The 16868-nt window shown below is 70.1% G+C and carries 11 protein-coding genes; 1 reads left to right on the top strand and 10 read right to left on the bottom strand.

The genetic code is table 11. The features are described from left to right. Nucleotides 1-559: 559 nt before the first annotated feature. From PM1_RS31105 to PM1_RS14180, 9 genes are all read right to left on the bottom strand, one after another. Entirely contained in the window at nucleotides 560-3136 is a 2577-nt protein-coding gene (locus PM1_RS31105; protein WP_009622323.1) for a LuxR C-terminal-related transcriptional regulator, read from the bottom strand. 55 nt (nucleotides 3137-3191) lie between these two features. Then, nucleotides 3192-4628 carry an amidase gene (locus tag PM1_RS14145; protein WP_009622322.1) on the bottom strand — a complete coding sequence of 479 codons (1437 nt, stop codon included), beginning with the start codon at nucleotides 4626-4628 and terminating at the stop codon, nucleotides 3192-3194. A 115-nt stretch (nucleotides 4629-4743) separates the two neighbouring features. Continuing rightward, the gene (locus PM1_RS14150) at nucleotides 4744-6099 is read right to left on the bottom strand and encodes an MFS transporter (RefSeq protein ID WP_009622321.1); all 1356 of its coding nucleotides are present in this window, start codon (nucleotides 6097-6099) and stop codon (nucleotides 4744-4746) included. 89 nt (nucleotides 6100-6188) lie between these two features. Then, entirely contained in the window at nucleotides 6189-7799 is a 1611-nt protein-coding gene (locus PM1_RS14155; protein WP_238603254.1) for a WS/DGAT/MGAT family O-acyltransferase, read from the bottom strand. A gap of 130 nt (nucleotides 7800-7929) precedes the next feature. Then, nucleotides 7930-8733 (bottom strand): lipase family alpha/beta hydrolase, encoded by an 804-nt coding sequence (locus tag PM1_RS14160; RefSeq protein ID WP_009622319.1) that lies wholly within the window; start codon nucleotides 8731-8733, stop codon nucleotides 7930-7932. A 34-nt stretch (nucleotides 8734-8767) separates the two neighbouring features. Further along, complete coding sequence (locus tag PM1_RS14165) at nucleotides 8768-10468, bottom strand: long-chain-fatty-acid--CoA ligase (protein ID WP_009622318.1); 1701 nt, start codon at nucleotides 10466-10468, stop codon at nucleotides 8768-8770. A 1192-nt stretch (nucleotides 10469-11660) separates the two neighbouring features. Then, entirely contained in the window at nucleotides 11661-11963 is a 303-nt protein-coding gene (locus tag PM1_RS14170; RefSeq protein WP_009622317.1) for a Dabb family protein, read from the bottom strand. Next, a complete protein-coding gene (locus tag PM1_RS14175; protein WP_009622315.1) occupies nucleotides 11960-12940 on the bottom strand; it encodes a 2-hydroxyacid dehydrogenase in 981 nt (326 codons plus the stop codon). Before PM1_RS14175 ends, PM1_RS14170 begins: the two co-directional genes overlap by 4 nt. Before the next feature lie 10 nt (nucleotides 12941-12950). Further along, complete coding sequence (locus PM1_RS14180) at nucleotides 12951-13718, bottom strand: class II aldolase/adducin family protein (protein ID WP_009622313.1); 768 nt, start codon at nucleotides 13716-13718, stop codon at nucleotides 12951-12953. 222 nt (nucleotides 13719-13940) lie between these two features. Between PM1_RS14180 and PM1_RS14185 the strand changes: the two genes are divergently transcribed. Then, complete coding sequence (locus PM1_RS14185; protein WP_009622312.1) at nucleotides 13941-14660, top strand: Crp/Fnr family transcriptional regulator; 720 nt, start codon at nucleotides 13941-13943, stop codon at nucleotides 14658-14660. Between the two features lie 10 nt (nucleotides 14661-14670). On the opposite strand, the gene PM1_RS14190 is transcribed toward PM1_RS14185, so the two are convergent. Further along, nucleotides 14671-16791: a PQQ-dependent dehydrogenase, methanol/ethanol family gene (locus tag PM1_RS14190; RefSeq protein WP_009622311.1), complete on the bottom strand. Its 2121-nt coding sequence runs from the start codon at nucleotides 16789-16791 to the stop codon at nucleotides 14671-14673. Nucleotides 16792-16868 lie beyond the last annotated feature (77 nt).

The raw sequence follows: 16868 nt of genomic DNA on the forward strand, positions 1-16868 counted from the left end.
CCGGGCGATGGGGCGCTACCAGTACAGTTGCGGGAAAAAAGCCGCCGCACCCATCCCGGGTGCGACCGGGGTTGGGGCGGCGGAGGCTGCAGATCGGCAGCGGGGCGATTGGCCTCGCTGATCCGGTTGATAGTATGTGCCGGGGCGGGGTTGGGGGTAGGTTCAGGTGGGGTGGGAAAAAGCGGTGCAGAGGGTGGCTCGCTCCTACGAGAGGCCGTGCCTGGCTGTGCCGTAGGGGTAACTGTTTATTGGGTTCCCGCGAATGCGGGAACCCAGAAACAACGGAGCGGACTTTGTCCGCGATGGAGTTTGTCGGTGGCTGCGGTGTTGGGTTTAAGAGCGCCCTCTCCCTAACCCTCTCCCTGAAGGGAGAGGGGACCGTTCGGTGTGCGTTGGTGTTTCGGCGTTAGCCGGCTGGCACAGAGATTACTGGCTGAAACCATTCCTTCTCTCGGCACGGTCTAGCTCCCTCTCCCTTCAGGGAGAGGGTTGGGGAGAGGGAGCGGACTAACCCCAGTGCGCCGATCCCCCAGGAAAAAACACCCACCAAGACCCCCCGTCAAGCCAACAACCCACTCGCCTTGGCCCTTGCCACCGCCTGGGTGCGTCTTTCCACTTCCAGCTTGATGTTGATGCGCCGGGCGTGGGTTTTCACCGTGTGCAGCGAGATTTCCAGCTGCTCGGCGATTTCCTGGTTGGAGCAGCCCTGGGCGATCAGTTCCAGCACTTCCAGTTCGCGCTGGCTGAGCATTTCCGTCGGCGCCGGGGCGGGGGCCGCGGTGGGCTGGGCCTGGGGGGCCGTGGGCAGTTGCGCCAGCAGTTGCCGCGACCAGTTGGCGTCCTTGCGCTGCAGCCTTGCCAGGGGGCGCAGCAGGGACAGCCGGCGGCAGTCCTGCAGGGCTTCGCGCAGGTGTTCCTCGGCGGCGGCCGGGTCCAGGCCGTGCAGGGCCTCGGCCAGGCGCAGCTGGCTTTCGCAGGCCAGGCTGCGCAGGCCCAGGCGCTGGCAGTCGCGTTGCAGGGCCAGCAGTTCCTGGCTGGCGCGGGTGGTTTCGCCCAGCTCGCCATGGGCCTGGGCCAGCAGCAGGCGCACGCGGTACTGCAGGTCGTAGAAGCCGGTGGGCGCCAGCAGCGGGTTGAGGCGCAGCTCGGCGAGCACGCCGAACAGCTCGTCGCGGGCCTTGGCCGGTTCGCCGCTGGCCAGCCACAGCCGGGCGCGGGCCAGGCGCAGCACTTCGCGGTAGCGGATCTCGGGGATGCACAGGCGCTGCATGCGCCGCTCGGCGGCCAGCAGCAGCTGGTGGGCGCGTTCCACCTCGCCGCGCTCGCAGGTCAGGCTGATCAGCGCGTGGTAGGCATAGAGCAGGTAGGCGTCCTGGCATTCCTCGGCCTCGCGCAGGCCCTGCTGGAGCGCGGCTTCGGCGGCGACGTCCTCGCCGCGCAGGGTCAGCAGTTCGCCGCGCAGCACGTGCAGGCGGGCGCTCATGGGGCCGCCGTGGGTGCCCTTGCGCAGCTCGGCGAGCATCTGCTCGGCGTAGTCCAGGGCGTGGTGGTGCTCGCCGGAAAGGGCCAGCAGGTGGATGTGCTCGACGCTCAGCAGGGCCTCGAAGCACAGGCTGGCGTGCCGCCGCGACAGGCGCAGGCCGGCCTGGCAGTGCTGCCGCGCGACGATCAGGTCGCCCTCGACCATGGCCTGCTGGGCCAGGGCCTGGTGGCAGAGGATGTGCTGGCCCCAGTAGTGCTCCTCCAGGTGTTCCAGGGCGTCGCTGCAGTTGCGCCGCGCATCGGGCAGGGCGAACTGGCGTTGCAGCACGCCGAGGATGGACTGGTAGTGCGCCAGGCTGAGCCGCTGGCGGTGGGCGTCCGGCCGCGGCAGGAAGCGCGCCAGCGCCTGCAGGCAGTCCATGGCCTCGTCCAGGCGGGCGCAGATGATCAGCGCCCAGGTTTCCAGGAGGATCAGCTTGGGGCTGGACTGCAGCAGGCCGGCGGGCAGTTCGTCGCGCCAGCGCAGCAGTTGCACGGCGCTGTGCTCGACCATCATCTGGTCGCTGTTGGCGTCCTGCAGCAAGGCCACGGCGCGTTCGATGGAGCCGGCGGCCAGGGCCAGCTGGGTGGCCTGGCGCAGGTCGCCGTGCTCGGCGAACCACTGGCTGGCTTCCAGCAGGGCGACGGTGGGCGGCGCGTCGTCCTGTTCCTGGCGCAGCAGCTCGGCGAGCGGCGGCCACACGGCGAACCAGCCCGAGTTCTCGTCCAGGCGCCGGAGCAGCTGCAACTGGCCCAGTTGGGCGAAGGCCGCCTCGCCGACCGAGCCCAGGTGCCGGCACAGGCCGGCCTTGAAGCGGGGCAGGTGGCTGAGCACGCGCAAGGCGCCGCGCAGTTGCGCCGGCAGCGGGGCGAGCACCTCGCGGCGCAGATAGTCGTGCAGCAGGCCGCCGCCGGCCTCGGGCCAGCGCATGCGGCCCTGCAGGGCGAGCAGGCCGAGCAGCGCCGGCCAGCCGGCGCTGTGGCTCAGCAGGTCGACGCTGTCGCCGTCGCTCGCCTCGGCCTGCTGCTTGCGCAGCAGGTGCTCCAGTTCGTCGTGGTCCAGGGCCAGGTCGCTGGCATCCAGCTCCAGCAGCTCGCCCTGCAGCAGCAGGCGCGGCAGGTTCCAGTCCGGGCGGCGGCGCGAGCCGATCCACCAGCGGATGTCGCTGGCGCTGGTCTCCAGCAGGCGGGCCACGCAGGCGTCCAGCTGCACATCGCCCTGCCGCGGGTAGTCGTCGAGCACGATCCACAGCGGCTGCGCGCTGCCCTCCAGCAGGCGCTGCAGGTCTTCCTGCCAGTTCCGCGCGCTGGGGTCCAGGTCCAGCACTATGGCCAGGCGGCTGAGGAAGTCGCCCTCCTGCAGCGGCCGGCCGCGCAGGTCCAGCCAGGCGACGCGGCCGCGCGGGCCGGCCTGGCGCGCGCATTCGTTGAGCAGCACGCTCTTGCCGAAGCCGGCGGGGGCGTGCAGCAGGCTCACCCGCTGGCGTCCGCCGAGCAGGCGTTGCAGCAGGCGCGGCCGCGCCACGTGGCGGGCCGGCAGCAGCGGCAGCGCGCCACTGAGGGGGCGTGGGGCGGGACGGCTGGCGATGGCGTGGAGGTTGGGGTGCGAATTCATCTGCGGAACTCCTGGCCCCGGGCTGCCGGGGCGCTGATGCGGATGTGCTGCCGGCTCAGCCGCGCAGCGGCGGCAGGCGCGAGGCCCAGGGGCGCGCGCGTTCGAGCTCGGCGGCGAGACGGAACAGGGTGCCCTCGTCGCCCAGGCGCGCGGCGAACTGCACGCCGATGGGCGCGCCGCCGGCGGTCCAGTGCAGCGGCACGCTCATGGCCGGCTGGCCGGTGGCGTTGTACACGGAGGTGAAGGCGGCGAAGGGACCCGAGCGGGCGAAGAAGGCCTCGATGGACTCGCCCTCGCGGAAGGCCAGTTCGCCGATGGCGCTCGGCGGGCAGGCCATCGTCGGGCTGAGGATCAGATCGTAGTGCTCGTGGAAGGCGGCGATCTCCCGCGCCATGCGTTGCAGGGTGCGCTGGGCCAGCACGTAGTCGGTGGCGCTGACCTGGCCGGCCAGGCCGACCACCGCACGGGTCAGCGGCTCGATGTCGTGCTCGCCGGCCTGGCGGCCCACCTGTTGCTCCAGGCTGCGCAGGTGCAGCGCCGCGGACACCACGAAGAGCCGGGCGAAGGCCTGGCCGACGGCGGGCATGTCGCTCACCGTCGGCGCCTCGTCGGTGACCTCGTGGCCCAGGCCACTGCAGAGCAGGGCGGCCGATTCCAGCGCGGCGAGGCAGTCGGGGTGCACCGCGACGCCGGTGAGCGGGGTGCGCAGCAGGCCGATGCGCAGGCGGCGGTGCGGCGCGTCGACTTCCTGCAGGTAGGGGCGGGTCTTGGACGGGGCCACGTAGGGCGCGCCGTAGTCCGGCGCCGAGGTGGCGTCGAGCAGGGCGGCGCTGTCGCGCACCGAGATCGAGCAGCAGTGCTCGGCGGGCAGGCCGCCGGTGCCTTCGCCGACCTTGGGGCCGGCCGGGTTGCGCCCGCGGCTGGGCTTGAGGCCGAACACCCCGCAGGCCGAGGCGGGAATGCGGATGGAGCCGCCGATGTCGCTGGCGTGGGCCATGGGCACCAGGCGCGCGGCCACCGCGGCGGCGGCCCCGCCGCTGGAGCCGCCGGCGGAGAGGCCGAGGTTCCAGGGGTTGAGGCAGGGTCCGAAGGCCGCCGGCTCGGTGGTGGGGGTGATGCCGAATTCCGGGGTGTTGCTGCGCCCGACGGTGATCAGCCCGGCGCTGCGGTAGCGGCGCACCAGCTCGGTGTCGTGGTCGGCGCGGTTGCCCAGGCCCAGGCGGCTGCCGTAGGACAGCGGCTGGCCGCTCTCGGCGCCGCCGGCCAGGTCCTTGAGCAGGAAGGGCACGCCGCGGAAGGGGCCGCCGGGCAGCGGGCCGCGGGCGCGCTCGCGGGCCAGTTCGAACTGGCGCCAGATCACCGAGTTGAGCGCCGGGTCGTGCGCTTCGATGCGGGCGATGGCGGCGTCCACCAGTTCCAGCGGGGTGACTTCGCCGCGGTAGACCAGTTGGGCCTGGGCGGTGGCGTCGAGCAGGTGCAGCGAATCGTTCATGCGGGGGCTCCTGTGCGGGCGGCGGCGAGGAATGGGTCACGGGCATGCCTGTAGCGTAGGGCGAAGCAGGCGGGTGCGTGGATCGGCGATGACATGTCTGTTCCTCGGGGCCGGTTCAGGCCGGCTGCTGCGGCGCCGCCAGGGCCTTGCGCATGCCCAGGGCCATGGCCAGGGCGGCGATCACGAACAGCGCGCAGAGCAGGTAGATGGCATCGTCCAGGCTGCCGGTGCGGGTCTTGATGGCGCCGACCACGGCCGGGCTGATGCCGGCGACGCTGGCCAGGGTGTTGACCAGGGCGATGCCGACGGCGGCGCGTTCGCGCGCCAGGTAGCGGGTGACCATGGCCCAGAACACCGGGGTGGCCGCCACCAGGGCCGAGCCGCCGGTGCTGATGGCGACCAGCGTCCAGGCCAGGCTGCCGTTGCCGATGGCCCAGGCCAGCAGGAGGAAGCCGGCGGCGGCGACGACGAAGGCCCAGGCCCAGTGCAGGCGCTGTTCGTCGCGGCGGTCGGAGCGGCGGCCGTACCAGAACATGGCGAACAGGGCGAAGACGTTGGGGATGACCGCGTAGAGGCCGACCAGCTGCAGGTCGGCCACGCCCAGTTCGCGGATGATGGTCGGCGTCCAGAAGGCCAGGAAGTAGCCGGCGCAGCCGGAGACGAAGGCGCCGAAGGCCAGCAGGTAGACCCGTGGGTCGCGCAGCGCCGCGGCCAGCGCGCCCTTGCCGTGGCCGCCGCCGTCGACGTCGGCGCCGGTGGTGCCCTGCACGCCCTGGCGCACCAGTTCGCGCTCGTCCGGGGTCAGCCACTTGGCGTCCTGCGGGCCGTTGGGCAGCAGCCACAGCACCAGCAGGCCGAGCAGCACCGTGGGCATGCCCTCGATGAAGAACATCCACTGCCAGCCTTCCCAGCCGTGGGCGCCGTGCAGGTTCTTCAGGATCCAGCCCGACACCGGGCTGGTGATGAAGGCCGCGGCCACCTGGGCCATGCAGAAGAACGCCAGCACCCGGGCGCGGCGCTGCGGCGGGTACCAGAAGGTGAGGTAGAGGACGATGCCGGGGAAGAAGCCGGCCTCGAACACCCCGAGCAGGAAGCGCACCACGTAGAACTGGGTGGGTGTGGTGACCAGCAGGGTGGCGCTGGAGGCCAGGCCCCAGAGCAGCATGATGCGCATGATGGTCAGGCGCGCGCCGATGCGCTGCAGAAGCATGTTGCTGGGCACTTCGAAGAGCACGTAGCCGACGAAGAACATGGCCGCGCCGAGGCCGTAGACGGCGTCGCTGAAGCCCAGCGAGGTCTTCATCTGCAACTGGGCGAAGCCGATGTTGGCGCGGTCGATGAAGTTCAGCAGGTAGCAGATGAACAGGAAGGGAATGAGGCGGCGGGTGATCTTGCCGTAGACGGCTTCGGCGTCGCCCTGGGGCGCCAGGGCGGCCTGTGCCGCGGCGGGGGCGCTGATGACTGTGGACATGCGAGGCTCCGGGGTGGGGTCTACCGCGGGTTACCGGCCGCCGCCACGGGGCCCTCGTGGGGCCGCCGCGCGGCGGGCCGGCGCCGGGATCACTGGACCTGTGTGGCTTCGGCCGCTGCCGGCTGCGGCGCGGGGCTGGGCTGTTGCGCCGCGGCGCCGTTCGCCTTGCGCCGCGGCGGGGCCGCCGGCCGGGCCTTGGGCAGCGCCTTGGCGGGGTTCCCGGCCTTGGCTGCCGGTTTGTCTGCGGCTTCGCCCTGCTTGCTGGCGACGGCCTTGACGGCGGCGCTGTGCTTCTGGCTGGCCGGCTTGTCGCCGCCCTTGTCCTGCGCGGCCGCGGCGGCCTTTTTGCGCGCCAGTTCGAGCAGGCGGCGGTGTTCGGCCAGCAGGTGGTCGCCCAGGTCGTTGAGGTCCGGCAGGGCGCGGCGGCAGGCGATCAGGCCGTAGTCCAGGCGGTCGTGGTAGCTGGTCACGGTGACATTCAGCGCCATGCCGTGGGAGGGGATGGACACCGGGTAGTAGCACAGCACCTTGGCGCCGGCGAAGTACAGCTGGGCGGGGATGCCGGTGACGTTGGAGATCACCAGGTTGGCCGGCGGCGGCATCCAGTTGGCCAGGCGCGAGCGGCCGTACATGGCGGCCATGCCGGAGAGCAGCCAGGGCGCGGCGAAGATCGGGAAGTCCATGGGGATGGCCGAGCGGAACTTGTTCATCGCCGCCTTGCGCTGCGTCGAGGAGGCGTTGATGCGCTGCAGGCGCTGCAGCGGGTCGGCCTCGTCGGTGGCCAGGTCGACCACCAGCATGCTCACCTGGTTGTTGGCGGTGTCGTCGCCGGGGGCGCGCAGGCTCACCGGCGCGGCGGCGGTCAGGGGCTTCTCCGGCAGCTCGCCGCTGGCCTTGAGGTAGCGGCGCAGGGCGCCGGAGACGGTGGCCATGACCACGTCGTTGAAGCTCACGTCCAGTTGGCGCGCCATGTCCTTGATCTCGGCCAGGGGCACGGTGCGCCCGGCGAAGCTGCGCTGGTTGGTGATGGCCACGTTCAGCGGGGTGCGCGGGGCCAGCAGCTTGCGCGGGTCGAGGCTGCGCCAGTTGCGCAGGTTGCCGTCACCGATCACCGGCAGCATGCTGCGCCCGGCGCGCAGCATGTCCGGCAGCATCTTCGCCAGCTTGACGTACTGGCGGCCGGCATTGCCGATGGCCGCCCCGGCCAGTTCGGCGACGCCGAGCTGGTACTGGTTGCGCCGCAGCCTGGGCTGCGCCGGCGGGATGACGCGGCCGCTGGGCACGTCGTCGAACAGCGAGCGGACCAGCTCGATGCCGGCCTGGCCGTCGACGTTGGCGTGGTGCACCTTGGCGTACAGCGCCACTTCGCCGCTGCGCAGGCCGTCGATGATGGTGACTTCCCACAGCGGCCGGCTGCGGTCGAGCAGGCTGGCGTGGCTGCGCGCCACGGCCTGCTGCAGCTGGCGGTTGCTGCCCGGCTTGGACAGGGTGATGTGGCGGATGTGGTGCTCCAGGTCCAGCTGTTCGTCTTCCACCCACACCGGGTCGGACAGGTCGAAGGGCATGAACGCCAGCTTGCGGGTGAAGACCGTGGCCAGGTGCAGGCGCCCGGTCAGGTACTGCTTGACCTCCTCGAAGAAGTCGCCGTCATAGCCCTCGGGGAGTTGCAGCACATGCAGCGAACCGACGTGTGTGGGCATCTCGGCCGATTCCATGTGTAGGAACAAGGCGTCCATCCCGCTCAAATGTTTCATTGCATCACCAACCTTCGTTCTTGTCGTTGCAGGGAAAGTACTCGCAAGGCCCATTGCCGCCGGGCCGGTGTTCCCCTCAGCGCCGGGGGGCGTGGAAGGGATAGAGCGCGCGCTTCAGGCCACGCGGCCGGAACTTCCGCCACTGGTCCTGCGCTTGCGCCAGGCGGTCGCCGATGGCGTACCAGACCAGTGGGTGTACGCCCAGGCCGATATGGCTGGCGCAGTTGACTTCGATGTTGTCGGTCAGGCGCCCCCGGCGCTCGACGCTGCCGCCCCAGCCGACGATGCCGTCGGCGCGGCTGTAGATGGAGGTGGTGGGCACCGGCGGCGCCTCTTCGCCACGCTCCTCGCTCTCGCGATTGAAGCTGCGCACCAGGCGGTACAGCTCCCAGGCGTTGGTGCTGGTCTGCGGCGGGCCGTACAGCGGGCTGCCGAGGGTGATCACCTGGCGCACGCTGCCGGGCATGGCGCGGGCCAGTTCGCGGGCGAAGATGCCGCCCAGGCTCCAGCCGATCAGGCTGACCTTGCGCCCGGACGTCTCGTGCAGCTCCTGCAGCTGTGCCAGCAGGCGCTCGACCACGCCACGGCTGGGGCCGCGGTTGAGGCCCTGGCCCCAACCGTGGGTGTCGTAGCCGCGGTTGTCGAGGAAGCGCCGCAGGGGCAGGGTGGTGCAGTCGTTGGCCATCAGCCCGGGCAGCACCAGCACGCTGTGGCCATCGCCGCGCGGCACGTTGAGCAGCAGCCAGGGCATGGCCGCCGGGATCGAGGCCCATTCCAGCAGGGCGCGCGACTCCAGTGCCCAGAGCATGGGCGAGGGGCGGCGCTCCACCGGGTGCCGGCGGAAGGGGGCGGTGAGGGACTCGTAGAAAGCGGCGGGCATGATGGCAGTTTCCTTGTACGGGGGTACTACGGGTTCAGTTACCGGCGCTCGCTTGAGCGGCGGCGATTTCGTCCTTGAGCAGCTTCTTGGACAGTTTGCCCACGGCGGTCTTGGGCAGGTCGGCGCGGATTTCCAGGGCCTGCACCATCTCGTGCTTGCCCAGGCGGTCCTTGAGGAAGTCCTTGAGCGCGTCGAGGTCGAAGGCCGGGTGGCCGGGGCGCAGCTTGACGTAGGCCTTGGGCGACTGGCCGCGGTAGGCGTCGGGGATGCCCAGGACCATGACTTCCTCCACCGCCGGGTGGGCGTAGATGGCTTCCTCGATCACCCGCGGGTAGACGTTGAAGCCGCCGCACAGGAGCATGTCCTTGGTGCGGTCGACGATGTAGATGTAGCCGTCCGCGTCCATGTAGCCGACGTCGCCGGTGCGGAAGTAGCCGTCGTGGGTGAAGGACTCGGCGCTGGCCTGGGGGTTGTTCCAGTAGCCGCGCATGATGTTCGGCCCGCGGATGGCCAGTTCGCCGTTCTGCCCCGGCGGCACCTTGCGCCCGGGGTCCTCCAGGTCGAGGAAGCAGATGTCCACGCCGATGTGCGGCACGCCGCAGGAGCCGGCCTGGGGCCGCTCGGCGGGGGTGAAGGTGCCGCCGGTGCAGGTCTCGGTCATGCCCCAGCCCTCGGTGATCTGGCAACCGGTCAGGGCCTTGAACTGCTGCATCAGCTCCACCGGCAGCGGGGCGCCGCCGGAGGCGCAGATCTTCAGGCAGCGCAGGTCGTACTCGCTGACCTGCGGGTGGCTGAGCAGGGCGGTGAACATGGTCGGCACGCCGGGGAAGCAGCTCACCCGGTTGTCGTGGATGTCGCGCAATACGGCGCCGGCGTCGAAGCGCGTGTGCAGGCGCATTTCGGCGCCCGCGGCCACCGGGAACAGCAGGCAGCCGACCATGGCGTAGACGTGGAACAGCGGCAGCACCACCAGGATGCTCTCGCGGCCCTCGTGCAGGCGCTGGTCGTTGTCGACGTTGATCATCATCACCTGGGCCGCGGCGGCGCCGAGGTTGGCGTGGGTCAGCATGGCGCCCTTGGGCAGGCCGGTGGTGCCGCCGGTGTACTGCAGCACGGCCAGGGCCTCGTCCAGCGGCGGCAGGGCGTGGGGCTGCCAGTCGCCTTCGTTGTCCAGCAACTGTTCGAAGGGCAGGCATTGCTCGCTGTAGTGCACCTGGGCGAGCTGGCCCTCCTGCTGCAGGCGGGCGCGGATCTCCCGCGGCTGCGCACCGAACTCGCCCAGCGAGCCGACCACCAGGGTGTGCAGGCGGGTGCTGTCGAGCAGGCGGGCCATCAGCGGGTAGAGGCTGTTGAGGTCGAGGGTGACGAGGATGTCGGTGCGGCTGTCCTCGATCTTGTGCGCGAGCACCTCGCCGGCATCCAGCGGCGAGTAGTTCACCACGGTGCCGCCGGCGCGCAGGATGGCGAAGAAGGTGATGACGTATTGCGGCACGTTGGGCAGGTACAGGCCGACGTGGACGCCGGGGCCGACGCCCAGGTCCTGCAGGCCCTTGGCGGCGCGGTCGATCAGCGAGGCGAGTTCGCGGTAGTCGATGTTGCGGCCCATGAAGTCGATGGCCGGGCGGTCGGCCCAGCGGCGCACCGAGTCATCGAGCATGTCCAGCACGCTGAGGCCGGAGAGATCGGTGTTCCAGCGCACGCCGGCAGGGTATGAGCGAGTCCAGGGGGTTTGCACTTGCTGGTGTCTCCTTATTGTTTGCAAGCATGGTGAGGCTGCGGCGCTTGTATGAACTGTCCGGAATTTGCGGCTTGGAGAAAGTGCCGATGGTGGGGGCTGGCGTTCGTGCCAAAGGCTGATAAGCGGGGGCTGGAGGGGCTCTGGGGCGGGGGTTCTGGCGTGATCAGCGGCGTGGAGGGTGGAGGATTCATGGGGGTTATGGGGTGGTTGGCGTGGGGGATAAGCAGTTGTGGTTTGAGGCTGTTGTGTCCGCCGTTCGCGTTGTGCTCCTGCAGGTTGGCGGGGGGTGTTTCCTGTAGGAGCGAGCTTGCTCGCGAACAGTGTTTCCCGGTGGCGTGGGTGCTGGGGTTAAGAGCGCCCTCTCCCCAACCCTCTCCCGCAAGCGGGAGAGGGGGCCGTTCGGAGTGGACGGGGAATCAAGAGTCATCCTGATACTCCTCACGACCCCTGTCATTCCCGCGAATGCGGGACGCGGCTCCATCGCGAACAGCGCTTGCGCTGGCCCGAAGGGGAATAACCCAGTGACTGCTGGGTTCGCGAGCAAGCTCGCTCCTACGAAAAGCAAAAGCGCGTCCGCTCTGGCTTTTGCTCTTGAGACTTCCAGAGAAACCTCCGCGCACTCCGAAACGCCCCTTCAGAAGGCCGAGCGAAACCCGCGCTCAGGAGGTCATGCGACATGGATGTCGCGAGAGCCCCGATGGGCTACAGGGACGTACCCTCGGGGCGGGCCTCCGTGGCGGGGGAATTCGCGAGGGTAGCCCGGCTCCATCGGGCCCGTATGTCGGGGCAAGCCTTTTTGGTTCCTTTTGTGGCGATTGACAAAAGGGACTCGCCCGAGGGGGCGAAACAAGACGGTCGGGCAGACTCGGAGCGGCGCAGAAACACCCAAGCCAAGGCAGCGCAAGCGCTGTTCGCGGGAATGACGAGGGTGGGAGGATTGCGCCTGACCGACGCATCGCTCAGGACAGCCCCCTCTCCCGCTTGCGGGAGAGGGTTGGGGAGAGGGCGCTCTTGCACCCAACATCCACGCCACCGGGAAACTGTTCGCGAGCAAGCTCGCTCCCAGGAAACACACCATGCCTCCCTGGACTGCAGGAGCGCGCCCTGCGCGCAAATCGCGGACGGAGTCCGCTCCTACGGTCGACCCCTGTGCCAGGCGCCGTAGGAACGGACTCCGTCCGCGATTAACTCAGGTCTCGAAATAGAAACTCTGGAACCGCTCCGCCAGTTGCACGGTGAGTTGTGCCGCCTGCACATGGTTGGGATGGGGCCCATAGTCCTGGGCCGCCTTGAACGACTCGAAACTGATGATCATGGCGAAATCGAAGCTGTCGTCCGAGCCGACGCCGCCCAGGTTGGCCCGGGGGCCGAAGCGGACTTCGCTGACGCCGGGGATCTGCCGCAGGCTTTCGCAGGCGGCGGTCAGTTGGGCGATGTGTTCCAGGTTGCCCGGCTCTTTCAGCCAGGACACGACTACGCAATGCACGCTCATGGGCAGCATTCCTCTGTTGGTTGCGGGTTGATGCAGTTGCGCAGCGGCGCGCCCTGCAGGGCGTCGAGCAGGTTGTCGAAGGCCTCGAGGGTCATGCGCTTGTGCGTCTCGCGGGTGGAGGCGCCGTTGTGCGGCGACAGCACCAGGTTGGGCAGGCCGAGCAGCGCCGGGTTCACCGCCGGCTCGCCTTCGGTGACGTCCAGCCCGGCCGCCGCCAGCCGGCCTTCGCGCAGGGCCGTGGCCAGGGCGGTTTCATCCACCAGGCCGCCGCGGGCGGTGTTGATCAGGATGGCCTCGGGCTTCATCTGCGCCAGCTGCGGCGCGCCGATGATGTGGTGGGTGGCGGCGCTGTAGGGCAGCTGCAGGATGAGCGCGTCGCTCTGCTCCAGCAGGCTGTCGAAGTCCAGGTAGCGCACGCCGAGCCGGACTTCTTCCTCCACCGGCAGGCGCCGCCGGTTGCAATAGGTGACGTCCATGTCGAAGCCGCGGGCGCGCTTGGCCACTTCCATGCCGATGCTGCCCAGGCCGAGGATGCCCAGTTGCTTGTGGTGCACGTCCTGGCCGAACAGCGGCGAGGAGTCGGCGCGCCAGCCGCCGCCGCGGACGAAGGCGTCGGCCTCGACGATGCGCCGGGCCGCGGCCAGCAGCAGGCCGAAGGCGAGGTCGGCGGTGGCCGCGGCGACCGCCTTGGGGGTGTTGCAGACGCTGATGCCGCGGGCCGTGCAGGCGGCCACGTCGATGTGGTCGAAGCCGGCGCTGACGGTGCTCAGCACCTTCAGGCGCGGGCAGCGCTCCAGCAGGGCGGCGTCGATGCGGTCGGCGGGCAGCACCAGGGCGTAGTCGGCCCCGCTCAGCAGCTCGCCCAGGTCATCCGGGAGGCCGCGTTCGGGCATGCGGAGCTCGGCCCTTTCGCGCAGGCTTCCCAACAGCGCATCGGGTACCTGGCGCGACAGGGCGATGCAGGGAGTGGTGTTCATCGCTGGCTCCTCAGTCGCGATAGCTGGTGTCGATGCGGTTGAGCCTGCGCAGCAGCGCCGGCCAGACGAAGTCGCCGCCCTGGCCGCCGGTCTGCTTGTCGACCACCTCGGCCACGCCGTCGATGATCTGCGGATCGACCTGCACCAGCTGGCCGCCGGCCTGGGCCGCCAGCTGGATCTGGCAGGTGGTCTCGAAGGTGTACATGTTGAGGAAGGCGTCGGCGACGCTGCGGCCGACGGTGAGCAGGCCGTGGTTGCGCAGCATGAAGAACAGCTTGTTGCCCAGGTCCGCCTGCAGGCGCGGCTTCTCGTCGTCGCGCAGGGCCACGCCTTCGTAGTCGTGGTAGGCCAGCGAGGAGAGCACGAAGGTGGACTGCTGGCTGATCGGCAGCACGCCGCATTCCTGGGCGCTGACCGCGACGCCGGCGCGGGTGTGGGTGTGCAGCACGCACTGGATGTCGTGGCGCGCGGCATGGATGGCGCTATGGATGACGAAGCCGGCGCGGTTGGCGTCGTAGGGGCTGTCGATCACCTTGTTGCCGTCCTGGTCGATCTTCACCAGGTTGGAGGCGGTGATCTCGTCGAACAGCAGGCCGTAGGGGTTGATCAGGAAGTGATGCTCGGGGCCGGGGACGCGGGCGCTGATGTGGGTGAAGACCAGGTCGGTCCAGCCGAACAGGGCGACCAGCCGGTAGCACGCGGCGAGGTTGACGCGCAGTTGCCATTCTTCGTCGCTCACCTGGTCGCGGACATGGGGGAGGGCGAGTTCGTGGGCCATGGGGCATTCCTTCTTGTAGGTGTTCTTGTAGATGTTGTGGTGGAGCGCCCGAGGCTAAGGCGTGGCGAGGTGCGGCGACTGTCCTGAATTTGACGTCCGTCCTGCTGGCGCCCGGTCCCCCCTTTGCGGCCGATTGGGGGAGGCCGTCGATGCGCCTTGTGCTGGCTCGCCCGTCGGCCGAATAATGGGAGCAACGTCCCGGATTCCATGGAGCCTTCAGGCGTGACCTTCCCCTCGATGTTGTCGGAGTCCCATCTCGCCGTGCTGCTGGCCAGCCCCTGGTTCGGCGGCCTGCCGGAACAGGTTCGCGACGACATGCTGGCCCGCGCCGGCGTGCGTGCCCTGAACACCGGCCAGCAGCTGTTCCGCTGCGGCGAGCCGCCGGATGGCCTGTACATCGTGCTGCAGGGCATCATCCGCCTGAGCAACACCACCCGCGACGGCCAGGAGGCGGTGCTGAACTTCTACGAGCCGGGCAGCTGGCTGGGCGAGGTGTCGATGCTCGACCACAGCAACCGCCTGCACGACGCCCATGCCCACGAGCCCTCCCAGGTGCTGCACATCAGCCCGCTGGCCCTGGGCGAGCTGTGCGAGCGGCACCCGGCGCTGGTGCGCATGCTGCTGGACCTGGAGGTGTCGCGCCTGCGCGCCATGCTGGTGGCCTTCTCCGCCTTTTCCACGCAGTCGCTGGAGCAGCGCCTGGCCGGGCGCCTGCTGGGGCTGAGCGAGTCCTTCGGGACGAAGGAGGCGCAGGGGGTGGCCCTGGACCTGCGGTTGTCCCAGGAGTCCATGGCGCAGCTCATCGGCGCCACCCGCCAGCGCGTCAACCAGGTGCTCAAGCAGTGGGAGCAGCAGGGCCTGATCCGCCAGCGCTACGGCCAGCTCCTGCTGCTGCGCCCGGACGCCCTGCAGACGCTGGCCCAGGAGCGGCCGGACCGCTAGCCCAGCGACCCTAGGTGCCCGATGGCGGCTTGCCCGCGGCCTGCAGTTCGGCGCGCCGGTCGTGGGCGCGCTCGATCAGGTAGGCGCGGATCTGCTCCACCTGCTCCGGCGCCAGCCGCCCGGCGAACGGCGGCATGCCGCGGCCGGCCCGCGCGCCGGCGACGATGCCCTGGAAGTCCTTGTGCGTCTGCGCCGTCATGTAGCGCAGGTCGGGAATCACGTTGGCACTGAAGGCGCCCAGGCCGTGGCACACCCCGCAGTGCTCGCGGAACAGCTGGTCGCCGGCCGCCACCGTGGCCGCGTCGGCGCTCAGCGGCGGCGGTTCGGGCAGTACGAGGGCGCGCCGCCTGACCTCGGGCATGGGCGCGTTGCCGCCGAGCCTGAAGGTGAACACCCGGGCGTCGGGCACGGTGCGCGTGCGTTCGGACAGGGCGCCGAGGGTGATCGGGTAGGCGCCGCCCCAGCCGCTGCTGAAGGTCACGTACTGCTCGCCGTCCACGCTGTAGGTGATGGGCGCGGCCACCACGCCGCTGCTGACTTCGCGCTGCCAGAGCAGCTTGCCGCTGTCGGCCGCGTAGGCCAGCAGGCGGCCATCGTGGGTGCCTTGGAACACCAGGTTGCCGGCGGTGGCCAGGGTGCCGCCGTTGGCGATCTGCGCGTAGGGCACCGACCAGGCTTCCTTCTGCCGCAGCGGGTCCCAGGCCTGCAGCTTGCCGGTGTAGATCCGCGCGAATTCGTCGATGCTCTTCTTGTCCCTGGGCATCGGCGGCAGCTCTACCCCGGAGTTCCACTGGCCCTTGGCGGGTATGTCGATCTTCGCCTTCGGGTGGAGGATGTCGGCCGTCGATTGCGTGGGGATGTAGACCAGGCCGGTCTTCGGGCTGTAGCTCATCGGGTGCCAGTTGTGAGCGCCCTGGGAGCCGGGGAACACCAGCTTGGTCTCGCCCTTGCTCCAGTAGTCGGCCGCCTCCAGGTCGACGATCGGCCGGCCGCTGTGCAGGTCCACGCCCTTGGCCCAGTTGACCTTGGGCGCGTACTGGGCGGCCGAGAGCAGCTTGCCCGTGGCCGCGTCCAGCACGTAGAAGAAGCCGTTCTTCGGCGCCTGCATCACCACCTTGCGCGGCTTGCCGTCGATGGCCAGGGTGGCGACCATGATGTGCTGGGTGGCGGTGTAGTCCCAGGCGTCGCCCGGCGTGGTCTGGTAGTGCCAGACGTACTGCCCGGTGTCGGGGCGGACCGCGACTATGGAGGAGAGGAACAGGTTGTCGCCCTTGCCCTGCGAGCGCTGGCCGTAGTTCCAGAAGGAGCCGTTGCCGACGCCGAGGTAGAGCAGGTCGAGCTCGGCGTCGTAGGCCATCGAGTCCCACACGGTGCCGCCGCCGCCCTGCTTCCAGTACTGGTCGCCGAACCAGGTCTTGCGGATCATGCCGATGGTGTCGGTTTCGTCGCCCTGCGCCGGGTCGCCCGGCACGGTGAAGAAGCGCCAGGCCTGCGCGCCGGTCTCGGCGTCGTAGGCGGTGACGTAGCCGCGCACGCCGAACTCGCTGCCGCCGTTGCCGATCACCACCTTGCCCTTGATGATGCGCGGGGCGCCGGTGATGGTGTAGTTGCGCGCGTGGTCGAGCACGGTGTCCACCGACCAGACGCGTTGCCCGCTGCGCGCGTCCAGCGCCTCCAGCCGGCCGTCGTAGACACCCACGTAGACCTTGCCGTTCCACACCGCCACACCGCGGTTGGCCGCGTCGCAGCAGCCCGAGCCCTGGATGCCGCGGTAGACCCCCGGGTCGTACTGCCACAGCAGCTTGCCGGTGCGCGCGTCCAGGGCGTGGACGATGCTGTAGGCGCTGGTGGTGTACATCACGCCGTCCACCACCAGAGGCGTGGCCTCGACCACGCGGTCCAGCCCGAACCCGTAGTCCCAGGCCAGGCCCAGCTGCCCCACGTTCTGCTCGTTGACCTGCTCCAGCGGCGAATAGCGCTGCTCGCCGTAGGTGCGGCCGGTGCTCATCCAGTTGCCGGGCTCGCTGTCGGCGGCAGTCAGGCGCTGGGCGTCGACCGCCGCCGGGCCGCCCGCCCAGGCCAGCGGAGCCGCGAGCAGCAGCGCCGCCCCGGTATTCCAAGGTGCTTTCATGCTGGGTTCCCCCATGGTGCCGCCAGCGGCGGCGCGTTTCGGGCGAGGCTCGGTGCGCAGGACGGTGCCCCGGCGGC

Origin of the sequence: Pseudomonas sp. M1 (assembly GCF_022760135.1) — a bacterium.
Lineage (GTDB): Bacteria > Pseudomonadota > Gammaproteobacteria > Pseudomonadales > Pseudomonadaceae > Pseudomonas > Pseudomonas citronellolis.